Source organism: Tardiphaga sp. P9-11, assembly GCF_008329525.1.
Classification (GTDB): domain Bacteria; phylum Pseudomonadota; class Alphaproteobacteria; order Rhizobiales; family Xanthobacteraceae; genus Tardiphaga.
Genome location: NZ_NPKQ01000005.1, coordinates 228,481 through 250,330 on the forward strand (window position 1 = coordinate 228,481; position 21,850 = coordinate 250,330).

Sequence of the window (21,850 nt, forward strand, 5' to 3'; positions counted from 1 at the left end):
GCCGATTATTCGCGATGGTCGGTGCTCCGTCTATTCAGGAGAAACACTTAGGTGGCTTCTCAAGAGAAGCGATCGAGCGCTTTGCGGGTCTTCCGCAACAGCTTGTTTCTGCGCTTCTTAAATGAGGGCATGCCGGTCGTGCCAATCTCGCGCCGAACCCGACGCATATCGCGCAGGTCGCCTAAGGCGCTTTGAATCTGGCGCGCAGCGTTAGCTTCTTTCTGGTATTTCCGGGAGTGGACGATGCCGAGGTCGGAAAGGGCCTCGATCATATACCGGAATCGCTTCGCCAAAATGCGGATGCGATGTTGGCGACCAGTCGCGGACACTTGTTTATTCCACCGCGCGAGCCGGTGGGACCACTGCTTCAGTCGATGCGAGGCATAACTTTCTAGCGAGGCCTGGCGCAATTTGCCGACGGCGGCCTCTTTGGAGGACCTCCATGGTCCACGACCGACCCAGTTCCTGAGTGCCGCGAGTAAACGTCGATAGCGCTTGGATACCAAGGCTCGCGCCACGCGGGCATGACCATCGGCTGCCTGTCTGGCGACATCGCGCTGCCTATCCTGATTGAGGGGAGTAGCGGACTGCATTCTGGCATAAGCGAGCGTTACGTCGCTGTTCCGTGCCGCGCCGAGGATTTTGTTGAGCCAGGAAATCTCCTGTTTGATATCGCTCCAGGCCTCATCCTCGACCATTGCCGAGAAAAAGTTTTGAGCGGCACGAAGTCTGGTGAGCGCCATACGCAGGCGGTGGATGCCTTCGGCATTACCTAAGCGTGCGGAATGGTGGTTTTTCCGGATGCTATCGAGGCATGCATACGCAATTCGTTGAAATCCGCGTTCGGAGTTCAGGGGGTGGCTCGCGTCTTGACCGGTCCCCATGGGTCAACCGTGCGGAGCGACGAGCGGAGTGAGATGAGGGGCCGCGTTCGCATGCGTTTCCTCGGGCGTACCACCCGCATCGATCAAGGGCCATTCGATGTGATCTGTGTCCAAATGCTCCTGCATGTGCGCAACAGCGGTTGACGCGTCGGAGGCGTCGTTGTGTCGCCCGGCGATACGGTTGAGGCGAACCGACAGGTCCGCGTGCAGGAACAGGCCGATATGGAGTACAGTCCGTGGTTCGGCCAGGGTGAACGCGCGCCGTTCCTCCTGCCGCAGGAACGCAGCGTCGAGCACGACGGCGTGGCCGTGCGAGGCAATGCGGCCGGCGGACGAGATCAGTTCATCATAAACCTGCTCAGTCACCTCCGCTGCATAGGCCGATCCGGGCAGGCGGCTATGTTCGTGGGCGCCGAACATCGCCTTGCGAATGACGTCGGAGCGAACAACCACGGCGCCCGGTGCAGGACCGAGGGACGGCGCAACCGCGCGTGCAAGAACGCTCTTGCCCGTGCCGGATAGTCCACCGATCGCGATCATTCCACCGGGCGGCGGCCTAATAAGCTGGATCGCCAGTTCGAAATACCGTTTGGCTTCTGCCGCAACCTGCTGATCCCCGCCGGATTGTTCCGCTCTTGTAAACAGCACGTGCGCCCTGATCGCGGCGCGAATGGATAGAAAAAGCGGGAATACGGCTAGTGCGGCAAGGTGCGAGGGATCGCCTTGTGTGAGATAGCGATTGAACAGGACGTTCGCGGCATTTCGTTGACCGTGGTGGATCAGATCCATGAGCACGAAGCCGAGATCGTACAATACATCGGTGGTTGCTATCGCAGGATCGAACTCTATGGCGTCGAACAGCACCGGTTTTCCGTCGATGAGCGTGATGTTTCCCAAATGCAGGTCGCCGTGGCAGCGTCGTACGAAGCCGGCATCGGCCCGGCGTTCCAGGTACGTTCTCTGGGCGTTGCTTGCAGCGTGGCTATCATGATTTGCACGGTTGTGCGCGTTTAGTATCGCGTCACTGATCTGTTCAGCCAGCTCGGGCGTGATGTCGGCCTTCGCCGCGATGCGATCCAAGCCTGCGGTCTCATCGAACCGCTTCATCTCCACCGCCCATTCCACGGGCGATCCCTCTCCGTCGATGGAGAACCCTTCCGAATGATGTGTGATAGGGATCACACGTCGGTAGAGGTCGGGCGCAAACGGCATATTGACTTCAAGTTCCGCCTGACAGGCGATCCGTCGCTTCGCAAGGGTTGAATAGTCGAGAAACGGTAGCCGAATGGCGCGCTTGATCTTCAGGACGCGTTCTTTACCGAGAAAAATGATTGATGCATGGGTGTCGACGCGTTTCATTCCGGCCTCGCTAAGACCAACAAATGCGAGTACCGCGTCCTGTTGGAAAGCCACCAGATCATTCTCCTTGGTTGGCACGGCAGCAGTCGGGAAACCGGAAAGCGGCCGTGGATCCAATTGCTCAGGTGCCGAAAACCGGCATTTCGAGCAAGTGGTCATTGACCAGAGTCACGCCGGGGTGCAGCTCTGCTGCAACGCGAATGGCATTGCGCTCCTCGTCAGATTCGACACCACCCCATATGTCGACGATGCCGTTGCTAACAGTGATGTTCAAGTGGTGCGGGTGAGCCCATGGCAGCGTCTTCAACTTGCCCATGAGTGCGTCTCGGATCGTTTCGTCGGTGAGCGTCACCTCGATCTCGGGCCGAGCGCCCGCGACCAGTTGGACGATATTCGAACGACTGACAATGCCGACGAGTGTACCCTCGGTATCCACGATCGGAACGCGCTTGATGTGGTTCTCCTCGAGCAGGCCGGCAATCTCGTAAACCTCGGTGTCCGGTGCTGCGGTTATGACATCGCGAGACATGATATCCTGAATCTTCACGCTGTGCGACTTGACGTAATCCCCTGCCACTGTGTGATTTCCAGCAAGCATATGGACCCACCACGAATAGTGGTTCTCGGTACCGGCTTCGACGCGGCGCAGCAGATCCCCTTCCGTCACGATTCCGGCCGGCTTGCCGGAACCGTCCACCACGGGTAACGAGCTGATCTGCTTTTCGACCAGAAGCTTCGCCACATCGCGAACCGTTGCTGTCAATCCGATCGTGATGACTGGAGAAATCATTAGATCGCGTGCCTTCATGGGACGTTCTCCTCTCGTGGAACTTCGCAAGATGATGACTGATGGGGTATTCGGGATCTCGGCATCCGCAAATGCATCGCTCATCTGGAACGCAGCCAGCATGGCAGTTCGCGGTGTACTATCTTTGATCTTCCTCAAAATCGTATTTGGGACGGAGGCAAGCTTATCCTTCGCGGTAAGGCATTGGCGTGAAGCCGGAACACCAAAAGGCAACGTAGGTCGCTTGTTTGACTTTGCGCAAAGTCGATCCTCGGAAGTTGGCTATGATCAGCACACCAGACAGACGCTGACAAAATTCAAACTGTTGATGGCGCGGTTCGATGCTCCATTCAGCAATGAACACGTGGGCTGCCCGGCGCGCTGCGGTGTCCCGTGTGACGCCAGACCAAACGCGGAGGAGCGAACAGATGTACGAGTTTCTGGAAGAGACAGTCGGGGCGGCCATGACAACGCCCTGCAAGCACGTTGCTCCGGAATTGACCGTCGGTGATCTGCACCGACTATTCGATGCAGATCACGTTGAGGCGTTTCCGGTCGTCCGGAATGGCCATGTCATCGGGATCGTGTCGAAGTTTGATGCTTTGCGACCGTTCGCTTTTGGTACGGCGGAGATTGTCCCGCATTATGACGACGTCATGGGAACAGTTGTGGAGGAGATCATGTCCCACAATGTGATCTCTGTGACCGCCGATGCGCGTCTCACGCGTGTCCTACAGACCATGGTGCAGCACAAGATCAAGAGTGTCCCGGTGCTCGATCACGAGAAAAGACTGGTTGGCATCGTCGCGCGAGAGGATGTTTTCCGCGCACTGCGAAGATGCACGAAGGGCGAGCAAGCATCGCAGCGCGCGGCGAGAGTAGTGGCATGTCAACATATCGACTGAACAAGCTGTTGGCCCCCGGGTCGATAGCGCTGGTCGGTGGCAGCACGCGCGCGAGTTCGTTGGGCACTGCCGTCATGCGTAACATTCGTGCGGCAGAGTTCGCTGGCGAATTTGCCGTCGTCAACCCCGTTCACCGTGAGATCGATGGCCATCAGACATACAATTCGATCGATGCGCTGCCGTTTATCCCGGATCTGGTCGTCGTCTCTGCGCCGGCCGCGGCAGTTCCCGGCATCATTGTCGAGGCTGCCGCGAGGGGTGTTGCGGGCGCGGTCATTCTCAGCGCGGGCCTCGGTCATGGTGAGCACTCCGTTGCCGCGGCAGCGCTTAGTGCTGCGCGGAAGGCGGGCTTGCGGTTGATCGGGCCGAACTGCTTCGGTCTGCTTTTGCCAGGCTGCCGCCTCAATGCGAGCTTCGCCGCCCATATGCCGCGGGACGGGTCATTGGCCCTCATTTCTCAGTCAGGCGCGATCGTAGCCGGAATGGTGGACTGGGCGGCGAAACGCTCCGTAGGATTCTCGGGTATTGTATCCGTCGGTGACCAGCTCGATGTCGATGTTGCCGATTGTCTCGATTTTTTCGCTGAGGATTCACAAACCCGCGCGATCCTGCTTTATTTAGAGGCCATCCCCGACGCACGAAAATTCATGTCAGCCGCACGCGCAGCTGCACGGGTGAAACCTGTCGTAGTGGTCAAGGCTGGCCGGATGGCACAGGGCGCAAAGGCGGCAGCGACGCATACTGGCGCGCTGGCCGGAGCGGATGCCGTTTATGACGCCGCCTTCCGCCGTGCGGGTCTGCTGCGCGTGTTCGACCTCCGGGAGCTTTTCGATTGCGCTGAGGTGCTTGCGGGGGGCAATGAGCCGCGCGGAAAGCGACTTGCCATTCTCACCAACGGAGGAGGGCTCGGTATTCTTGCCGTGGACCGGCTGGTGGAGCTCGGCGGCGTTGTTGCCGACGTAGGCAGTGCGGCCCTTGCTGCGCTAAATGATGGGCTACGCCGAGGGTGGTCGGGATCGAACCCGGTCGACATCGGCGGAGATGCGGATTCGGACGCCTATCGCGCCTCGCTAGGAGCGCTGCTCGATGATGCCGACAATGACGCCGTCCTGGTGATGAACGTCCAGACCGCGATAGCTGACCCCGTCGCCATCGCGAGGGCGGTTTCGGACGCAGTGGCCGTGCACCGCGAACGGTTCGAGCCGTCCTCCAAACCGGTGTTGGCCGCCTTCATCGGCGCCGATCCGAAGGTCACGGCACTTCTTGAGTCGGCAGCCATCCCCAATTTTTTGACCGAGGACGACGCAATACGCGCGTTTATGTATCGTGTGCATCATCATGACACGATGCAGGCATTGATGGCGACGCCACCCAGCGACATGGAGACCGTCAAGGCTGATCGTGTGACGGCGCAGCGCATTCTAGAAGATGCGATGAGGGACGGGCGGACATGGTTGGATCCATTGGAGATCGCGACTATCTTTGAGGCTTATACGATCCCGATTGTGCCGACCCGTAAAGCCTCGAACATGAATGAGGCCATCTCTCTAGCGGAAGGCTTCTTCCGACAGGGCTACGCAGTGGCCATGAAGATCCTGTCACCCGATATCGTGCACAAGTCAGATGTCGGCGGGGTGGCACTCGGTCTGCACGACGCAGACGCGGTGCGTCTCGCTTACGCGACGATGATGGAATCGGCGACAATCAAATGTCCACAGGCTCGGATCGCCGGCGTCATCCTGCAGCCGATGATCGTGCGCCCGCATGCGCGCGAGTTGATCGCGGGACTCGCTGACGATCCGACGTTCGGACCTGTGGTGGTCTTCGGACATGGTGGTACCGCGGTCGAAATCATCAACGACAAAGCATTGGCGCTGCCACCGCTGGATATGCAATTGGCGGAAGATCTGGTGCAACGCACCGCAATCGCTCGGCAATTAGCCGCTTATCGTGATGTTGCCGCTGTCAAGGTGGATGCCGTGCAACTGACGCTGGTCAAGCTTTCACAGATGGCTGTGGACCTGCCGCTTATCAGTGGGCTCGACATAAATCCGCTGCTCGCGGACGAGAATGGTGTGCTTGCGCTGGATGCCCGGATTGCCGTGGCGCCGCCGCACAGGATGTTTCCTGGTCAGACGCGTCTGGCCGTTCGGCCTTATCCCGCTGCATGGCAGCACGACGTCGTTCTTCGCGGCGGCGCGACGATCCTTTTACGTCCAGTGAAACCGGAGGACGAGGTCGGCATTCACCATCTCCTGACGCATACCGATGCCCGAGATCTTCATTCTCGGTTTCTCGGTACCATCAAGCAATTTCCGCACACCTTTGTCGCCCGCCTGACGCAACTCGACTACGCGCGAGCAATGGCCTTCGCAGCGGTCGCCCCCGAGAGCGGCGAAATTCTTGGAGTGGCTCGCCTACACTCCGATTCTATGTACAGGATGGCGGAGTATGCGGTTCTGGTGCGCTCCGATATGAAGGGACAGGGCCTCGGCTGGACCTTGATGACTGAACTGATCCGTTACGCCAGAAGCGAGGGCCTTATCGAATTGCACGGCGACGTACTGCAATCCAATGACGAGATGCTGCAAATGTGCCGGGCTTTGGGATTTCAAGTTTCGAGTGATCCGGAGGATCCAGCGATCGCTCTTGTCTCGCTGGATTTGAACGCGCCAACCGTTGCTTAGAGCGGCGTGACGGAAGCGACCCGGTAGGTGTGTGTCGCATTTGCTTCGCGCAACGACACGTATTCGCCCGGCCGGAAAGCTTCCGACTCAAAATGAAATCCGGCTTCGTCCGGTGCGGCTCCGGCGACATCGTAATGAAAGGCCCAGCTTCCACCCGGCCGATGCACGAGATGGCCGCGGATATCGTCTCCGCCTGGACGCAGGCGTGTGACGCGGCAGGCTTCGCGGTGCGACTTCCAAGCAGTGGCATCGATCCGTTCGCCGCTATCGAGAGGCGCGAGCAGCACATATCCGATCTCGGAACTTCCCTCCGGATGCTCGGTGTTACGGGCAAGTTCGAGGCGGATCCTGCGAAACATCGCAGGGAGATCGCTGTTGCGAATGGGTTGAAAAGTGCCGTTCTGCATGGCGTGTCCTTTGAATCCTGGTGATGTGAATGGTCAGAGTGGTTGGCGACGCATTTCGCTAGCCCTCGTGCGAGGCCTCGCGCGCAATGCCGCGCCGACAAGGATGCCGATCATGAGAGCGGAAACCAGTGTCGAGAATCCACGCTCGATCATCTCTCTTTCAAGAACGGAACGTTTGCGGGACAGCGCCCTGTCCAGCGCCGACCAACGATCTCCGATGCCTGAAGCGAGCCTGCAGCCTCCCGGCTTGAAATGGCGGTGCGTTCCAATGTGCTCCCACATCATGCTCTCCTAGAAGGGCAGATTATGCCGGCCCCACTCAAGCATCTTGATGCACATCAAAACCGGAAACGGATTCGAGAAGACGCCTCTTGAGATTGATCAAAGCAGACAGGTGTGGATCCTTCTACATGCGCATATGCGAAACGAGACGCACGCATCGGATCTGCTTCCGACTTTGACGACACAGGCACGTGACCCGCTTTCGCTTCGTGCGGGCGGTGCTTGGACCGTCGAGCATGCCGAGCTGATGGAACATCTCTGCCAAGACGTGACGCCGAATGTCCGCGGTGCGGTCGGCGCCGAACTCGATCTGGCTGCGGTCACTGCGCTGGATACGTCTGGCGCCTGGCTTCTCGAGAAGCTGTCGCGCGCGCCGATCCATGGCGACGGCATCAAGGTTCGTTATCCCTCGGACACGCTCGTTGGGCTGCTTACCCAAGCCCACAAGCTCAACAGGTGCGCATCGAGCCCCGAACCACGCAAGGCTTGGCCGCTCGCGCAGCTTGATCGAGCCACCGACTATATGGCGGGCGTATCCCATGATGCCGTCGCGTTCTTGCATCTGCTGGGGGCCGTCTGTACGAGCCTTGGACGCATCATTCTGCATCCTTCGCGACTGCGTTTGACCTCGACCGTGTACCAGCTGTTTCGCGTGGGTTGGCAGGCGATCCCGATCATGGTGCTCATCACGTTTTTGATCGGCGCGATCATCGCCCAGCAGGGCATCTTTCATTTCCGACGGTTTGGCGCTGAATCCTACGTGGTCGACATGGTCGGCATTCTGGTGATGCGCGAAATTGGCGTTCTGATCGTTGCCATCATGGTCGCTGGGCGTTCCGGGAGCGCCTATACAGCTGAAATCGGTGCCATGAAGATGCGGGAGGAAATCGACGCCCTAATCACGATGGAGCGCGATCCTATCGAGGTGCTGATCGTCCCGCGCGTGCTGGCGTTGGTATTGGCACTCCCGATCCTGGCGTTCCTTGGTTCACTGGCTGCGCTCTATGGCGGAGGCCTGATCGCCTGGCTGTATGGCGGCATGAGCCCCGCGATCTTCATCGCGCGTTTGCACGAAGCGGTTTCGGTGACCCATTTTGAGGTCGGCCTGATCAAGGCACCGTTCATGGCGCTTGTCATCGGAATTGTGGCCGCAATGGAAGGGCTGCGCGTGAAGGGAAGTGCCGAGTCGCTCGGCCGGCAAACCACAGCTTCGGTCGTAAAATCGATCTTTCTTGTCATCGTTATCGACGGTGTGTTTGCCGTGTTCTTCGCATCGATCGGGATGTAGGACATGGGCGAAAATAATGCGGCAATCCAGATCGACGATCTCGTTGTCGGCTTCGGCCGTCACGTCGTCATCGATCGGCTGTCGCTAACGGTGCGGCGCGGCGAGACGATGGGCCTCGTCGGCGCCTCGGGCGGCGGAAAATCGGTGCTGATGCGCGCGATGATAGGACTGCTGCCGAAGCGAGGCGGTGAGATACGCATCGATCCACAAATCGAGCGACGCGCGGTCAATCGCCTCGGCGTGCTGTTCCAGCAGGGCGCTCTGTTCTCATCCTTGAACGCGCGGCAAAATGTGCAGTTCCCGCTGCGCGAGAACATCAATATCTCGGATGAATTGCTGGACGAAATCGCCAACGCCAAACTGGAAATGGTGGGGTTGACGCCGGCAGATGGCGAGAAGTTTCCCTCGGAACTGTCGGGTGGAATGACTAAACGTGTCGCGCTGGCCCGCGCGCTGGCGCTGGACCCAGCCATTTTGTTTCTGGACGAACCGACCTCCGGGCTCGATCCGATTGCTGCCGGCGAATTCGATGCCCTTATCACTGTTTTGCAGAAGACGCTCGGCCTGACGGTGTTCATGGTTACGCATGACCTGAGCAGTCTCGCTTCGATCTGTAACCGCGTAGCCGCGCTTGCCGACGGAAAAATCGTTGCTCTCGGCTCCCTCGACGAAGTCCGCGCTTCGGATCATCCATGGGTCAGAAGTTACTTCCACGGCGTTCGCGCCAAGATGATCCACAGCCCCGGCCAGTAGGAGACGATTATGGAAACGCGCGCGCCCTTTGTAATCGTCGGAGCGTTTGTCCTTGCGGTGATCGTTGGCGTGTTCGGCTTCGTCTACTGGCTGAACAATGCGGGTGCCGTTGGCCGTCGCGCGACTTACCAGATCGCATTCGAGGGGTCTGTTCCAGGATTACTCACCGGGGCAGCGGTTCTTTTCAATGGAATCCGTGTCGGCGAGGTGACGTCCCTTCGTCTGGACTCCTCGCATCCCAAGGCGGTCGCTGCGACCGTTGCGGTCGCCATCGAGACACCCGTCCGGAAAGACACCAAGGTCGGGCTGGATTTCCAGGGGCTCACCGGAGTGCCGGTGGTCGCGCTCGAAGGCGGCAGCGGCACTGCGCTCGTGACTCCGGGTGATATCCTGCAGGCCGAACCGGGGGCAGGACAGAGCATGACGCAGGCCGCGCGCGACGCGCTTCGTCGGATGGATGCAGTCCTCTCGCAGAACGCAGATCCACTGCGAGACACCGTTGCAAACCTGAAGATATTTGCAGAAGGGCTTGCGCGCAATACGCCGCGCGTGGACAGCATCCTGGCTGGACTGGACCGGACCATGGGCGGCAGCCAGGCGCCGCAGGCCAAAGTGACCTATGACCTTGACGCCCCGTTATTTGAGCCCGGACAACCCAGGCTCAAGACACAGATCATTATCGGCGAACCCAGCGCGATTACGAGGTTGCAGACGCAGCGTTTTCTATTTCCGCCGGGAGAGGAGCGGCCCGGCTTTGCGGTCGCGCAATGGAGCGACAGCCTGCCGGCCCTGCTTCAGGCAAAGTTGCTGCAGAGCTTCGAGAATTACGACGTCGACCATCCGCCGCTGCGGCCCGACAATGCCGGGCAGTCCGGCGTCCGGGTGCTGCTGGATCTGCGAAGGTTCGAGATCGATCCCTCGGCCGATGCCAAGGCTGTGATTGTCATGTCAGCGAAAATCCTCGATGAGTCCAACAAGGTGATCGCCGCGCGGATATTCAGTGCGTCGCAACCGGTCAGCATTATGGATCCAGGCACCGCCGCTGCAGCCTCCAATACGGCGTTCCAGGCGCTCGCGCGTGAACTGGTGCAGTGGACCGCACAGCAATTATAGAGGAGCACTAAAGCGGCGCTGCAGCGCTAGAGTCCCGCGGTCAGCGCCAGCCGCATCAGCTCAGACATGCTCCGTGCACCTGTCTTCGCCATCAGGTTTGCCCGATAGACTTCGACCGTACGCGGGCTGATCCCAAGATCGTGCGCGATCACTTTGTTGATCTTGCCGGACACCAACCCCTGCAGCACGTCACGCTCGCGCGGCGACAATTCCGCAAGACGTTCATTCGCCTCAGCGCGACCTGCGTCCACCGCGTCAATCGACCTTGTTGCCAATGCCGACCGGATGGCGGAAAGCAGGACGTCGTCATCGAACGGCTTCTCGATGAAATCAGCTGCGCCCGCTTTCATGGCTTCGACGGCGAGTGCAACGTCACCATGACCAGTTATGGCGATAACGGGACAAGTGAGGCCGTCCGTCCTGAGCTTGCGCACCAGTTCGAGGCCACTCATGCCGGGCATGCGGATGTCGGAAATGACGCAATCCGGCGTCGCCTGTCGAATATGGTCCAGAAAGGCTTGTGCAGTTTCATGCGTTCGCACCTTGAATCCATTAACGTCCAGCAGGAACGCCAGCGAATCGCGCATGGCCGGATCGTCATCGACAATATCGATCTTAGGTCTATTGTTCATGTCGTGAGACCTGTTCCGCGAATGGTAAGGTAAACTGGAAGCGCGTACCGCCGTCAGTCATAGACTCGGCCCAGATGCGCCCGCCATGAGCCTCGATGATCGTTCGACAGATCGATAGGCCGACACCCATGCCGTCAGCTTTCGTGCCGACAAAAGGCTGAAAAAGACGATCTCGAACATCTTCTGCAATCCCGTGTCCGGTGTCCGATACCGCGAACAATGCGGTATCGTCGTTACGACGAACGGTGATGTTGAGCTCGCGTCGTTCCTGCGTCGACATTGATTCGATGGCATTGCGAATGAGATTCAGGGCAACTTGCTGGATTTGTATCTTATCGACGACGACGGAGGGCATGTCCGGTTCACTGCGCAAGATGACGTGGATGCCCAGATCCCGCGCACCGAACAATGCAAGTGCCGCAGCCTCCTCGAGCAATGTGCCGGGATTCTCCAACGTGGCCTGGGTCTCGCCTTTGGCGACAAACTCCCGCAAACGCGCAATGATATCACCGGCGCGCAGCGCTTGCTGGGCGGCACGGTTCAGCGCTTCCCCAATTCGCGTACGATCCGGCTCCGGTTGCTTCAGCAGAGTTGCGGCGCCTCGCATGTAACTCGTAATGGCAGACAACGGTTGATTAAGTTCGTGGGCGAGTGAGGATGCCATCTCGCCCATCGCGGTCAATCGCGAAACGTGAACGAGCTCGGACTGGAGCTCCTGCACGCGTCGCTCCTGCGTCCGCCGTTCGGTGAGGTCGCGGACGAAGCCGGTGAAGAAACGATCATCGCCGACCGTTGCTTCGCCAACGGCGAGCTCCATTGGAAACGTGGATCCATCCTTGCGCTCGCCGACGACGATTCGCCCGATCCCTATGATGCGGCGCTCGCCAGTCCGTTTGTAACGAGCAAGATAGCTGTCGTGCTCCGCGCGATACGGCGACGGCATGAGTGTGGACACGTTTTTCCCTACTGCCTCCTTGACGCTCCAGCCGAACAGCCTCACGGCCGCGGCGCTGAACGAGCGCATGATGCCCTGTTCATCAATGACGATCATGGCCTCGGGCACGGTATCGAGGATGGACTGGAGGTGAGCCTGCCGTTCGCGCGCGTGATCGGACTCCTGCAGCAGCCTGTCGCCCATGAGACCTAAGACCGGGCCGATGACTGAGAAGAAGGAAAGATCAATAAGGTTGGTAGGGTGCAACAGCGGCCCGATGCCGATGGTGGTCGCGCTGCCAATGATGCAAAGCGCAGTGGCAAAGATCGCAGGGCCGCGTCCGCCCACAAAAGCTGCGATGACCACGACGGGTACATAGATGAGCGTGAAAGTGCGATCCTCGAAATAATTGTCGAGTAGAATTCGTAGCAGAATAGCCGTCGCAGCCGCGAAAGCGGCCGTGCCGTAGGTGATCAGAATGCGCGCACGTGTGACCAAACGGTGATATCCTTCGTGGCGCATGCTCAACTGCGTCCGGCGCCGCCGTCAATGGGTATGTGGCAACATCGGATCTCGCAGCGGTGCCAAGGTCGAACTTTGCGCCCTTTCAGGGGAGCCGTCGTTGTGCAATGGTGGGTGCCATTCGCCGCAGGGAGATTGCGCCGTGGACAAGACCGTGGCCGACCTGAACATAGCTCACTTCAAGAGATTGCTGGAAGGCGAGAGCGACGCGGGCAAGAGAGAGATGCTGTTGCGTCTCCTCGCCGAGGAGGAGGCGAAACTGACGCTCCTGAAAGATATGCCGACGTTGGGCAAGCTCCCTGGAGACTAGTCGGGCTTTCGCCAGAAACGCCAATGGGTCGGGTCGACCCTGATGACGGCTTTCGTCTCGGCATGAATCCAGCCGCCAGATATTCTTTGGCACGGAAAGACGAGTGCATGCGGCATCGCGCCTTCAATGACCGCGAGCTCAAGATCGCAGTCTCCGGGAGCGGAATCGACGTTCTGCCATTGCTGTTCGATCGGCATCTGCGAGCTCCCGGTGGCGCCGCTTGAGTCGCTTGCGAAGCAAGATGACATCTGAAGACTAGACACCTTCGGTTGAGGCCGGCGGAGTAGGGACGTCGGTTTCCTTGGTATCGGCTGGTGTGAAGAACTTCATTTCAATCTGTCCCAACGCCCGTGCGCTCTCCAGAACATAGGTGGCGTCGTCCGCCGCCTTCTTCATCGCGCCTTCGATCCATTGCTCGCAGAGCTTGATCTTCTCGCCGACGGCGGGCGTTCCGCCAACCTTGAAGAGCATCTGCCAGGCGTCGTTGGAATCCTGCTGTATCCGTTGCAGCCAGTGCTGGTTGATCTCGCCCAGCTTTTTGCCGAGCGCAGACTGAACTGCCGTGGCCTGAATTGCGCCTTGTCTCAGCGCGGCTGCGATCGCAGGTGCACTCTGCGTAGCGCCATTCTGTTCAAGCATTGATGCCTCCATGATTGATCCAAAGGCGGATCGTCGATCAATGGGTCATCCTGCGGCAAGGGGCGGTGAATACTTTGACGTGCGTCAAAATAAACGGCAGTCATTGGAAAATTTGGCGAGTTCGTATCCGGGAGCGGTAGCAGCATGCTCAACTTGCCCCTGCATACAAGCGATGCCAATGGTGCGGAGGTATCCACACCGACCAGATCGTCTTTGTGTTAGCTCAAATGGGCCGCCGCGTTTCTTGGCTTCGTGAGAGTTATCGGCCTGTTCGGGTTGGTTAGAACCAAGCGGGGTTAGGAAGAAAAGTACGCTCTTAGCGGAGCGACGCCGTGCGCAGTACGAACGCTGTCGTCGCGAGTGATGCTGTAGCGGAACCGGTAAACCGGTCGCAAACCAGACCGAGTTGCGGATCATCCGAAAAACTCATCGCCACCACCGCCTGCGGCTTGACGAAGTGCGTGCGCAGGATGGTCATGTCGCCGTCGCCCATGACCGATGCAGACATGGATGTGGTTGCACTCGGCGCCAGGATCATCGCGCGCGTCCAGACATGGTTGTCGGGGATGGCTGCGGCGGTGAGGCGTGTCGCGACTGCAACGGTGCTGCTTTGGCCTTGAGCGCCCTTCGCAACCACGGTGGTGATATTGTTCACAGCCATCGGGTTCTTCGCTACAGAGGCCGGACGCACGCTGCGCGGGATCGGCGCACTAGCCGCAACGACATAGGCTCGATCGACCGGAGAGTTCGCTGGCGGCGCATAGGCCATCGCCTTGGCGAAGCTGGACTCGCTGCCGGCCGGCTGCGGATCGACCACATTGGCCAAGGCCTGCCGTGCGGTGATCGCGGCGACCTGCTGCGGCGTGGCCTGTTTCGGCGCCGGCATATCATCCCAGAAGCCGCGGGCATTGATAATATCGGCCGGCGTCTGCGGCCGGTTGTCGGTCTTGGCTGCGGGCGCCGGAATCGGTGCCTTCGGGCGCGGTACCGGAACGGTCTCGGTGTCAGCTGAGGCAAGCTGGTAGGTCGCGGCTGCGGCCGGTTTGGAGCGCGGCATCGGAACGGGGTCCGAAGACTTCGCCTCAGCCAGCTTCGTTTCAGCCTGCTTCGTATCGATCGGTTTAGCAGGCATCGCGGCGGCCATCATGCCGACAGGAGACGGCTTGGCGGGCGCGATCGCGGCTGCTGCGCTCTCGTCTTCGTCGTCATTCGACTTGCCACCACGGAACAGCGAGGCGAACAGGCCCGGCTTGCTCTTGGCAAAGGCTGCGCTGTCGCCGTCGCCGCGCTTCTCGATCTCAGCCATCGCCAGCTGATAGCCGGCCAACGGACGGCCATCGGTGGGGAGATGCACGGTGCGGCCGTCGGGGAAGACGCGTGCCAGCTGGTCATGCGTCATGCGCGGCCAGTGACGGATGCTGCCAGTGTCGAGATGCACGAACGGCGAGCCGGAGGTCGGATAGAAGCCGACGCCGCCGCGCTGCAGGCGCAAACCGGCAAAGCGGATCTTTTCCAGCGCCACCCCGGGAATGAAGAAGTCCATCGCGTGGCCGAGCATATGCTGGCTGGCGCGAGCGACGCCGGACGAGCGGCGGCGGAGCATGGCGTTGGTGGTGGGAGAGCGATAGGCGGAGATAATCTGGATCGGCGCCTTGCCGTCGACGTCGCGATAGACCTCCCAGAGGATGTCGAACAGGCGACGATCCATGTTGGTCTGGTCCTGGCTGCGCCAGTCGCGGAGGAAGTAGTTGATCTTCTTCATCGCGTCGTCGTCATAGCGGCCGTTGCGCTTGAACGTGACGGTGAGGTCTTCGCCTGAATGGGTGTGGTGGAACGAGAGGGTGCGGGTTTCGTCGAGAGCGGTGGCGTTATGGACAGAGCTGGCGCCTGCGATCAGCAGGACAGAAGCGAGGCCGGCATGAAAGCCAGCGCGCGATGTCCGCAATCTCGTTTTGCGTGCGAAACCGCTCAGCACGTATGAACCCACCCAAGTCGACAACTCTCTCGCTACCCCATGCGGCGACAGAGAGTGAACGTACTCTTAAAACGGGAGGGTTAACCGAGATTTACAACCCATCCCCCAAGCGGGCTTTTCAGCCAGCCATTAAACTTAACCCATTGAGTATGGCGAAAAATAGCCCACTGCCGTGTTCCAGATGGACGATGGTTAACCTGGACGAAGGGCGGAACATGAAAAAGGGCTCCACCGGAAGGTGAAGCCCTTGATAAGTCTTTCGAATTTTGAGGACTGGCGTCGCGCTTAGCGGGTCACCGTCCGGCGTGGTTTCTGACCGGGCGCAACTGGCTGTGGTGCCGGGGTACCGCCGCCAAACAGGCGCTCGAAGAAGGACAGGCCGCCGTTGCTGGCCATGCGCGAGCCGTTGTCGTTGAAGGCCACGCCCTGCGGGATATCCGCGCGCGGGCGCGAATAGCTCGGCTGGGCCCGCGCAACGACCTGTTCGAGATCCTTGTTCTTGCCGCTGCGCAGCAGCTGCATCATCTGCGCATCGCGTCCGTAGATGTCGTTGCGCAGCTGCAGCTTGCCCGCGTCATCGACGAAGGCGGTCTGGTAGGTGATGTTCACCGGGATCGGCGTCGGGAATTTCAGGTCGATTTCACTGCGGCCATACATGCCGCGGACCTTCTCCGGCGTGTAGTGGTCGTTCGGCATCGTGATGTTAAGCAGCGTCGCGGCGTACTGATCCGGATTCTGCACGCGCATACAGCCATGGCTGAAAGCACGCGCGTCACGCGAGAACAGGTTCTTGTCCGGCGTGTCGTGCTGATAGACGAGGAACTTGTTCGGGAAGTTGAAGCGGATGCGACCGAGCGCATTGGCTTCACCGGGCGGCTGCGCAATGTGAATGCTACCGTCGGCGTTGCGCGTCAGCTTGAGGCCCATGCGGTCAAGCACCGTCGGGTCCTGCTGCAGGGCGGGCAGGTATTCATTGTAGATGATCGATGGCGGCACGTTCCAGGTCGGATTGACCGTGATGTACTTCATCGTCTCGGTCATCAGCGGCGTAGCGTGATTGCCCGGCTTGCCGACGACGACGCGTGTGGTCCAGACCTGCGCGCCGTTCTGCATCACTTTCAGCGTATAGTCCGGGATGTTCAGGATCACATAGGCATTGCCGACTGCGGACGCGCCGAGCTGGCGTGGCAGCCAGCGCCAACGCTCCATGTTGACCAGCACCGTATCGATGTGACGATCGCGCTTCGGCGAATTCATCGCGCGCACGGTGGCCTCGTCCAGCACGCCAGTGGCCTTCAGATCGTTGCTGGCCTGATACTTGCGAACAGCGTCGGCGACAGCAGCGTCGTATTTGGTCTCGGCGGGGTTCTCGACATTGAGGCGCGCGCGCAGCGCGGGCACGCGCGGGTCGTCCATCACGCTCGGGCTCGGATTTTTCTTCGTGGCCTTGGCGAAACGCAGAGCCGGGCCCTCGCCGATCGGCTGTACCGGCATTGCGGTTTCGCCGCGCAGTTCAGCGAGCTTCTTCTTCAGCTCCTGATAGCCCTTGTGCGGCGGGTTATAGGCGTCGAGGGCTGCCGAAGCGTTTTTCGCCGTCGAGATATTGGCGAGCACTTCCGCCGGATCGGTCGGATGCTCCGGATACATGATGTCGCCAGTCACCTGCGACCAATGCATGCGTCCGCTCTGTGCCTGGCGGGCATAGTCGAGCATGCTGGCGGTGAGCTTCAGCTCCGCTTCGGCGAGTGCATCGGGCGTATTCGCCGCGGTGAAATCCGGCACCGGATAGTCGGCAGAGTCGAGGCCGTCAGAAGCGGCGTCCTTGAGGCGCGCAATGACGCCTTTGGCGGCAGGGGTGGTTGCGCCACCCTGGGTCCAGATAGGTGCGAAGTCACGGGCGGTGTAGAACTTCTCGACCGCGGCGCGCTCACCCTTGCGGTCGAAATAACGGGGGGCCTTGGCGCCGAACATATCGCGCAATTTCTCGGCGACGGGCTGATCGCTGGACGCAACGGTGGTCGCGGGCTTGGCGATGTCCTTGGCGACATCCTTCGGCGGCTCGGCTGCGGGCGCGGGAGGTGCGACGGCAGTCGCGGCCGGCGGTGTCGTAGCGGCGGGCGCGGTTACAGCCTCGCTCGGCTTCACATCCGCAGGCGCTTGCGCGGCCTCGGTTGCCTTTGGCGTATCGGTCGAGGTCGAGCCGATGGTCTTCTCGGACGTCTTGGTTGCATCGGGCACGGACGCGGTGGTCTCGGCCTTCGGCGCCTCGGCCTTGAAGTCGGCAGCGGTCGGCGGGGCAACATTGGCGGGTTCGGGGCGCGGCACCGCCGCATCGATGGCGAGTTCGGAGACACTGTCGCGGGGCGCTGCGCTCTGGGCAGCAGCTGCGGCGCCAGCGGAAACCGTCAGGAATGTCGCGGCCACGGCCATCAGCACGCGGTCGAATCCCGAGCGGCCCTTGGAATAGTCTCGCATTCTCGCACCTCGTTAGGTGAGCTGTTCCGGCATGGAACAGTTCTAGTCTGACATCATCAGCTTCGGTTGAAGCAGTCGCGCTGTTTTGCCTGCGCGCTCCGATTCAGAGCGCTTCCTGTGCAGACGATACACGCGCCCGGCACAAGCGCTAGCGCTTGTCGGACAAGTCACAACAAACTGACCTCAACCTCGCCGGTTTGCAACGCATACCGAGGTTTCACCGATGCTTTTGACTTTGTGTGTCACCAGACCGCAACGGTTCAAGTTCCATAGCGATCGCAACAACATGTTCAATCGCGTGGGAGGCGAGAAGTTCAGTTCGACGGTGCGGAATCCGCAATCGATGAATCTTTCTCCGCTGCCTCATCGAGCTTGCGGTAGAGCGTCGACCGGCCGATTTTGAGGCGCCGTGCGACTTCCGACATCTGGCCGCGATAGTGCGCAATGGCAAAACGGATGATCTCGGATTCGAGCTCTTCCAGTGCCCTTACCTCGTTCTCGGCTGTCAGCATGGACAGGCTTCCGGCGGCTGGTGATATCGGGGCTGCGTCGATGCCCGGTACCATGGTCGGCGCCATCGTGTGGAAGACGGGTTCTACAATCAGCGGCGCGGCCACCGATGCCACGATCGATGGGGCGTGCGCGGTCGTTTGCGGGAAGTCGACCAGTCCGAGTTGATCGCCTTCGCTCATCACCACGGCGCGGTAGACGGCATTTTCCAGCTGCCTGATATTGCCCGGCCAGTCGAGCTGTGTGAGCATCGTCATGGCGTCGCCAGCGATGCTGGTAATCGGTTTGTTCTCCTCGGCGCAGAAACGCGCCAGGAAATGTCGCAGCAGATACGGAATGTCCTCGCGGCGCGCCCGGAGCGGCGGCACCGTGAGCGGCAGCACATGCAGGCGATAGAACAGGTCTTCGCGGAATTGCCCGGCTTTGACGAGATCGAGCAGCTTGCGGTTGGTGGCCGAAATGATGCGGACGTCGACCTTGACCGGCTTGCGCCCGCCAACGGCCTCGACCGAACCTTCCTGAAGCGCGCGCAGCAGCTTTACTTGTGCCGATAGCGGCAGCTCGCCGACTTCGTCGAGAAACAGCGTGCCGCCGTGAGCCTCGACAAACTTGCCGAGGTGTCGGTCGGTGGCGCCGGTAAAGGCGCCCTTCTCGTGGCCGAACAGGATCGACTCCACGAGGTTGTCGGGAATAGCGCCGCAATTCACGGCCACGAACGGCTTGCTGCTGCGTTCGCCCGAGCCGTGGATGGCGCGCGCGATCAATTCCTTGCCGACACCGGACTCGCCTTCGATCAGCACGGGGATCGTAGATGTCGCCGCCTTGCGTGCAGTGCGTAGCACGGCGTCCATGCCGGCATTGCGTGTGACGATGTCGGCAAAAGTGAGCTTGCCTTCGCGGCTGTGCCTGATGCGCTGCAATTCGCCTTTCAACGCGCTGGTATTGAGCGCATTGCGCAGGCTCACCTGCAGACGTTCGACGCCGACAGGTTTGACGACGAAATCATGTGCGCCGGCACGCATGGCGGACACAACATTCTCGATACCGCCATGGGCGGTCTGGACGATGACGGGGATGCTGAGGCCGTTATCGCGGATCTTGTCGAGCACGCCCATGCCGTCGAGGCCGGGCATCATCAGGTCGAGGACCAGAGCATCGATGGCAGGCGCGTCTGGGTCGGTCAGCCGGGCCACGGCGGCATCGCCGCTCTCGACGGTGATGGCCTCATAGCCGCAGCGTTGCACCATGTTTTCGAGGAGGCGGCGCTGGACGGCGTCGTCATCTGCGATGAGGATTCGTTCGGCCATGGCAACTCCAAAGCGGGTGTGTCCCGATTTGAGCCACCATGGCGATCAAAGCCTTAATGCTTTCATAACACCGGGGCGAGGTATGCCGTCGCATAGGGCCAGACTTCGCGGGCACCGCGATAGATCATGTCACCCGCCACATAGAGAATGATGGCGAGACCGACATAGGCGATCCAGCGGTGCTTTTGCAGCAGTTTGGCGATGAAGGAGGCGGCGAGACCCATCAGTGCGATCGACAGCACGAGACCAAACACGAGGATGCTCGGATGCTCGCGCGCGGCGCCGGCAACCGCGAGCACATTGTCCAGCGACATGGAGACGTCAGCGACGGTGATCTGCCAGATCGCCTGACCCAGCGTTTTGCGCGGGCCGGTAGACGAGCCGTCGGCATTGAGCTTTTCGAGTTCGTCGAGATCGTGCTCATGTCCGGCGCGCAATTCGCGCCACATCTTCCAGCACACCCATAGCAGCAGGACGCCGCCAGCCAGAAGCAGGCCGATAATCTGCAGCAGTTGAACGGTGATGCTGGCGAAGCCGATGCGCAGAATGGTGGCGGCGACGATACCGATCAGGATGGCCTTGCCGCGCTGTTCCTTGGGAAGGCCGGCGGCCGCAAGGCCGATCACGATGGCATTGTCGCCGGCGAGAACCAGGTCGATCATCACGACCTGGAAAAGTGCAGTCATAGCTTCAGCGGTGAAGAATTCTGTCATGTGGGCCACTCCGTATGAACGTCCAGTCCGACATCACAGTTCGGGTGAACTGCCAGAGGGGCCCGGGCCAGGACGTGCTTGTTAAAAGTCGTGCTTTGCAAAAGCATGCGGGTTTGATCCCGCGATTGATCCGATCCGTTACTCGGGTTGATCCGAGAGGGTGACGAGCCGAACCATCTGGTCGGGCTCGATGAGAATGGTGATGCCGACCCCGATGAAGGTCAGGACGCCGGCGATATCGAACCAGGTCGCGCGTCGCGCGAAGTTCCGCGGAATCAGCGCGCCCCCGGCCATCAATGCTGCAAATGCGAATAGCAGGGTGGCGACCATCGGCGCCAGCGCGTCGAGCGAGACAAATGCGCGCAAGGCCAGTGCGGCGGTCAAAGCCAGCAGCAGGCTTGCGGCAAACAGCTCCTTGACCCGGTGAGGGGCAGGGGGCGCATATTTGCGGGCGATGAAGCTTCGACCCGTGAACGCCATGATCGTCTCTTGCTGTTCCGTCCCGTGCCGTCTTGAGCGCTGGCGACGTTCCTGCAGGCGGTTGGTTGTGCTACGGTAAAGTCGTCAGCTTGAGAAATTTGAAATGGATAGTTTCGTAAAAATGAAACTTGGTCAAGATCAAGATGTTTCTGTGGAGCGGCGGCAGGGAAAGCCAGTGCCGGAAGCCCGGCAATTGCGGAAACAGGCGGGGGACTGGCTGAAGGCGCGCCGCGCGGACGCTGGCCTGTCGCAGGTCGATCTCGCGGCCCGGCTCGGTCTCAAATATTACACGTTCATTTCGCAGGTTGAGAACGGCTTCAGCCGGGTGCCGACCGAGACCATGGAAGCCTGGGCTATCCAGCTCGGTCTCGAACCGGCGGCCTTCGCCAAATATTTGCTGGTCTATTACGAGCCGGAATTGCACCGGCTGCTGTTCGGAGCATCCAAATGAACGTCGTCGCATTCCGGCGTAAGCCGCTGCAGGGCGCGTGGAGCGAGACCGAGCTCGCTACGCTTGCCGACACAATCAATATCGGACGTCGCGGCGAGGAATGGGAGACCGGCATCACCGAGAACGGTGATGCGCAGCTCTATCTGCTGGGACCGCTGCCGGAGCGAGCTTGCACGTTGTGCATCTCGCGAGTGGATGGTCGTTACATTCTGGAAGACGGCACCGGGCGGCTGCTGTTCGAGCATGGTAGCCTGCCGCTGGTGGCGGCGCACGCCCGCACTGCGCTGCGCGGGACGCGATGGTGGCTTGTCGCACGGATTGTCATGGTGTGGTGTACGATTCGTCATACGATTCATGACGAGATCGAACCCTTGATGATCGAGGGCGAAGAACTGCTTGTCCATTTCGCTCCGCAGCTCGCTGCTTTCGTGTGACGA

21 protein-coding genes are annotated in these 21,850 nt (G+C 60.4%); 8 read left to right on the top strand and 13 right to left on the bottom strand.

The genetic code is table 11. The annotated features are described in order from the left end of the window. Positions 1 to 59: 59 nt before the first annotated feature. The 3 genes from CIW50_RS18770 to CIW50_RS18780 all read right to left on the bottom strand — a co-directional run bounded on the left by CIW50_RS18770 (position 60) and on the right by CIW50_RS18780 (position 3,051). Entirely contained in the window at positions 60 to 884 is an 825-nt protein-coding gene (locus tag CIW50_RS18770; RefSeq protein ID WP_149532718.1) for a CHAD domain-containing protein, read from the bottom strand. Positions 885 to 887: 3 nt separating this feature from the next. Continuing rightward, positions 888 to 2,243 carry a bifunctional aminoglycoside phosphotransferase/ATP-binding protein gene (locus CIW50_RS18775; RefSeq protein WP_149532719.1) on the bottom strand — a complete coding sequence of 452 codons (1,356 nt, stop codon included), beginning with the start codon at positions 2,241 to 2,243 and terminating at the stop codon, positions 888 to 890. Positions 2,244 to 2,364: 121 nt separating this feature from the next. Continuing rightward, positions 2,365 to 3,051, bottom strand: a complete 687-nt coding sequence (locus CIW50_RS18780) for a CBS domain-containing protein (protein WP_149532720.1) — start codon at positions 3,049 to 3,051, stop codon at positions 2,365 to 2,367. A 407-nt stretch (positions 3,052 to 3,458) separates the two neighbouring features. On the opposite strand from CIW50_RS18780, the gene CIW50_RS18785 reads away from it, so the two are divergent. Together CIW50_RS18785 and CIW50_RS18790 are read left to right on the top strand one after the other, a co-directional pair. Then, on the top strand, positions 3,459 to 3,935 hold the full coding sequence (locus CIW50_RS18785; RefSeq protein WP_149532721.1) for a CBS domain-containing protein: 477 nt from the start codon (positions 3,459 to 3,461) through the stop codon (positions 3,933 to 3,935). After that, positions 3,917 to 6,622: a bifunctional acetate--CoA ligase family protein/GNAT family N-acetyltransferase gene (locus CIW50_RS18790; protein WP_149532722.1), complete on the top strand. Its 2,706-nt coding sequence runs from the start codon at positions 3,917 to 3,919 to the stop codon at positions 6,620 to 6,622. The genes CIW50_RS18785 and CIW50_RS18790 overlap by 19 nt, the downstream gene beginning before the upstream one ends. Here the strand turns inward: CIW50_RS18790 and CIW50_RS18795 are convergent. Next, complete coding sequence (locus CIW50_RS18795) at positions 6,619 to 7,029, bottom strand: hypothetical protein (RefSeq protein WP_149532723.1); 411 nt, start codon at positions 7,027 to 7,029, stop codon at positions 6,619 to 6,621. The genes CIW50_RS18790 and CIW50_RS18795 overlap by 4 nt on opposite strands. A 529-nt stretch (positions 7,030 to 7,558) precedes the next feature. Here CIW50_RS18795 and CIW50_RS18800 point away from each other — a divergent pair. From CIW50_RS18800 to CIW50_RS18810, 3 genes are read left to right on the top strand one after another with little or no spacing between them, the layout of a single operon-like run. After that, on the top strand, positions 7,559 to 8,599 hold the full coding sequence (locus tag CIW50_RS18800) for an MlaE family ABC transporter permease (protein WP_246664348.1): 1,041 nt from the start codon (positions 7,559 to 7,561) through the stop codon (positions 8,597 to 8,599). Positions 8,600 to 8,602: 3 nt separating this feature from the next. Then, the gene (locus CIW50_RS18805) at positions 8,603 to 9,352 is read left to right on the top strand and encodes an ABC transporter ATP-binding protein (protein ID WP_149532725.1); all 750 of its coding nucleotides are present in this window, start codon (positions 8,603 to 8,605) and stop codon (positions 9,350 to 9,352) included. A gap of 9 nt (positions 9,353 to 9,361) precedes the next feature. Beyond that, positions 9,362 to 10,465: an ABC-type transport auxiliary lipoprotein family protein gene (locus CIW50_RS18810; protein ID WP_149532726.1), complete on the top strand. Its 1,104-nt coding sequence runs from the start codon at positions 9,362 to 9,364 to the stop codon at positions 10,463 to 10,465. Between the two features lie 26 nt (positions 10,466 to 10,491). Here CIW50_RS18810 and fixJ read toward each other — a convergent pair whose 3' ends face one another. Continuing rightward, on the bottom strand, positions 10,492 to 11,097 hold the full coding sequence (fixJ, locus tag CIW50_RS18815; protein WP_149532727.1) for a response regulator FixJ: 606 nt from the start codon (positions 11,095 to 11,097) through the stop codon (positions 10,492 to 10,494). After that, on the bottom strand, positions 11,087 to 12,529 hold the full coding sequence (locus CIW50_RS18820; RefSeq protein WP_246664349.1) for a PAS domain S-box protein: 1,443 nt from the start codon (positions 12,527 to 12,529) through the stop codon (positions 11,087 to 11,089). Before CIW50_RS18820 ends, fixJ begins: the two co-directional genes overlap by 11 nt. 166 nt (positions 12,530 to 12,695) lie before the next feature. Between CIW50_RS18820 and CIW50_RS29105 the strand changes: the two genes are divergently transcribed. Next, complete coding sequence (locus CIW50_RS29105) at positions 12,696 to 12,863, top strand: hypothetical protein (protein WP_172980381.1); 168 nt, start codon at positions 12,696 to 12,698, stop codon at positions 12,861 to 12,863. On the opposite strand, the gene CIW50_RS18825 is transcribed toward CIW50_RS29105, so the two are convergent. The 7 genes from CIW50_RS18825 to CIW50_RS18855 all read right to left on the bottom strand — a co-directional run bounded on the left by CIW50_RS18825 (position 12,860) and on the right by CIW50_RS18855 (position 20,962). Beyond that, positions 12,860 to 13,060: a hypothetical protein gene (locus CIW50_RS18825; protein ID WP_149532729.1), complete on the bottom strand. Its 201-nt coding sequence runs from the start codon at positions 13,058 to 13,060 to the stop codon at positions 12,860 to 12,862. The genes CIW50_RS29105 and CIW50_RS18825 overlap by 4 nt on opposite strands. A 58-nt stretch (positions 13,061 to 13,118) precedes the next feature. After that, positions 13,119 to 13,502: a hypothetical protein gene (locus CIW50_RS18830; protein ID WP_149532730.1), complete on the bottom strand. Its 384-nt coding sequence runs from the start codon at positions 13,500 to 13,502 to the stop codon at positions 13,119 to 13,121. 316 nt (positions 13,503 to 13,818) lie between these two features. Beyond that, positions 13,819 to 15,477 (bottom strand): peptidoglycan L,D-endopeptidase MepK, encoded by a 1,659-nt coding sequence (locus CIW50_RS18835; RefSeq protein WP_502707503.1) that lies wholly within the window; start codon positions 15,475 to 15,477, stop codon positions 13,819 to 13,821. A 285-nt stretch (positions 15,478 to 15,762) separates the two neighbouring features. Further along, positions 15,763 to 17,952: a L,D-transpeptidase family protein gene (locus tag CIW50_RS18840; protein ID WP_149532732.1), complete on the bottom strand. Its 2,190-nt coding sequence runs from the start codon at positions 17,950 to 17,952 to the stop codon at positions 15,763 to 15,765. A gap of 314 nt (positions 17,953 to 18,266) precedes the next feature. Then, the gene (locus CIW50_RS18845) at positions 18,267 to 19,769 is read right to left on the bottom strand and encodes a sigma-54-dependent transcriptional regulator (protein ID WP_149532733.1); all 1,503 of its coding nucleotides are present in this window, start codon (positions 19,767 to 19,769) and stop codon (positions 18,267 to 18,269) included. Between the two features lie 62 nt (positions 19,770 to 19,831). Next, positions 19,832 to 20,482 (bottom strand): TerC family protein, encoded by a 651-nt coding sequence (locus CIW50_RS18850; RefSeq protein WP_149532734.1) that lies wholly within the window; start codon positions 20,480 to 20,482, stop codon positions 19,832 to 19,834. Positions 20,483 to 20,620: 138 nt separating this feature from the next. Continuing rightward, positions 20,621 to 20,962 (bottom strand): hypothetical protein, encoded by a 342-nt coding sequence (locus CIW50_RS18855; protein WP_149532735.1) that lies wholly within the window; start codon positions 20,960 to 20,962, stop codon positions 20,621 to 20,623. Between the two features lie 121 nt (positions 20,963 to 21,083). Between CIW50_RS18855 and CIW50_RS18860 the strand changes: the two genes are divergently transcribed. Next, positions 21,084 to 21,413 (top strand): helix-turn-helix domain-containing protein, encoded by a 330-nt coding sequence (locus tag CIW50_RS18860; protein WP_149532736.1) that lies wholly within the window; start codon positions 21,084 to 21,086, stop codon positions 21,411 to 21,413. Continuing rightward, complete coding sequence (locus tag CIW50_RS18865; RefSeq protein ID WP_149532737.1) at positions 21,410 to 21,847, top strand: hypothetical protein; 438 nt, start codon at positions 21,410 to 21,412, stop codon at positions 21,845 to 21,847. Before CIW50_RS18860 ends, CIW50_RS18865 begins: the two co-directional genes overlap by 4 nt. The last annotated feature ends 3 nt before the right edge of the window (positions 21,848 to 21,850 follow it).

Excerpts from the sequence above, each read along its gene's own strand:
- CIW50_RS18775 (WP_149532719.1), bottom strand. The coding sequence starts at position 2,243 with ATGAAACGCGTCGACACCCATGCATCAATCATTTTTCTCGGTAAAGAA.
- CIW50_RS18805 (WP_149532725.1), top strand. The coding sequence starts at position 8,603 with ATGGGCGAAAATAATGCGGCAATCCAGATCGACGATCTCGTTGTCGGC.
- CIW50_RS18800 (WP_246664348.1), top strand. The coding sequence starts at position 7,559 with ATGGAACATCTCTGCCAAGACGTGACGCCGAATGTCCGCGGTGCGGTC.
- CIW50_RS18825 (WP_149532729.1), bottom strand. The coding sequence starts at position 13,060 with ATGCCGATCGAACAGCAATGGCAGAACGTCGATTCCGCTCCCGGAGAC.
- CIW50_RS18790 (WP_149532722.1), top strand. The coding sequence starts at position 3,917 with ATGTCAACATATCGACTGAACAAGCTGTTGGCCCCCGGGTCGATAGCG.
- CIW50_RS18860 (WP_149532736.1), top strand. The coding sequence starts at position 21,084 with ATGAAACTTGGTCAAGATCAAGATGTTTCTGTGGAGCGGCGGCAGGGA.
- CIW50_RS18810 (WP_149532726.1), top strand. The coding sequence starts at position 9,362 with ATGGAAACGCGCGCGCCCTTTGTAATCGTCGGAGCGTTTGTCCTTGCG.
- CIW50_RS18850 (WP_149532734.1), bottom strand. The coding sequence starts at position 20,482 with ATGACAGAATTCTTCACCGCTGAAGCTATGACTGCACTTTTCCAGGTC.
- CIW50_RS18830 (WP_149532730.1), bottom strand. The coding sequence starts at position 13,502 with ATGCTTGAACAGAATGGCGCTACGCAGAGTGCACCTGCGATCGCAGCC.
- CIW50_RS18770 (WP_149532718.1), bottom strand. The coding sequence starts at position 884 with ATGGGGACCGGTCAAGACGCGAGCCACCCCCTGAACTCCGAACGCGGA.
- CIW50_RS18855 (WP_149532735.1), bottom strand. The coding sequence starts at position 20,962 with ATGGCGTTCACGGGTCGAAGCTTCATCGCCCGCAAATATGCGCCCCCT.
- CIW50_RS18795 (WP_149532723.1), bottom strand. The coding sequence starts at position 7,029 with ATGCAGAACGGCACTTTTCAACCCATTCGCAACAGCGATCTCCCTGCG.
- CIW50_RS18845 (WP_149532733.1), bottom strand. The coding sequence starts at position 19,769 with ATGGCCGAACGAATCCTCATCGCAGATGACGACGCCGTCCAGCGCCGC.
- CIW50_RS18780 (WP_149532720.1), bottom strand. The coding sequence starts at position 3,051 with ATGAAGGCACGCGATCTAATGATTTCTCCAGTCATCACGATCGGATTG.
- fixJ (WP_149532727.1), bottom strand. The coding sequence starts at position 11,097 with ATGAACAATAGACCTAAGATCGATATTGTCGATGACGATCCGGCCATG.
- CIW50_RS18840 (WP_149532732.1), bottom strand. The coding sequence starts at position 17,952 with ATGCGAGACTATTCCAAGGGCCGCTCGGGATTCGACCGCGTGCTGATG.
- CIW50_RS18865 (WP_149532737.1), top strand. The coding sequence starts at position 21,410 with ATGAACGTCGTCGCATTCCGGCGTAAGCCGCTGCAGGGCGCGTGGAGC.
- CIW50_RS18785 (WP_149532721.1), top strand. The coding sequence starts at position 3,459 with ATGTACGAGTTTCTGGAAGAGACAGTCGGGGCGGCCATGACAACGCCC.